Raw genomic sequence first — 308 nt, 5'->3', positions numbered from 1 at the left:
ACGCCAACCTCAAGTACAAGTTCGGCAACAGGAAGTTCTGGGCGGAGGGCTACTACGTGTCCACCGTCGGCCCGGACGAGGCGACGATCGCCAAGTACATCAGGGAGCAGGAGTCCCACGACATCGCGCTGGACAAGCTGAGCGTGAAGGAGTACGAGGACCCCTTCAAGAGGGGGTGATCCCGCCGGTTCGACCGGCGCGCCACGGGTCAAGATGCACTAGGCCTGGACGAAGTCCGGGCCCGCGCCTTTAGACGCGAGCCCGGGGCCCGTGGGTTATACCCTAAGAGCAAACCACCCTTTTTAAGG

The 308-nt window shown here is 62.7% G+C and carries 1 protein-coding gene; it reads left to right on the top strand.

Annotated features, from left to right (window positions below):
* Window positions 1-179, top strand: a 179-nt coding sequence (locus tag DW029_RS03890; protein WP_199582522.1) for a transposase, incomplete at its 5' end; no start/stop codon positions are given.
* Window positions 180-308 lie beyond the last annotated feature (129 nt).

It is taken from the genome of Collinsella sp. AF38-3AC (assembly GCF_003474365.1).
GTDB lineage: Bacteria > Actinomycetota > Coriobacteriia > Coriobacteriales > Coriobacteriaceae > Collinsella.
The sequence above is the reverse complement of the archived record's forward strand: the minus strand, read 5'-3'. Positions and strand labels throughout refer to the sequence as shown.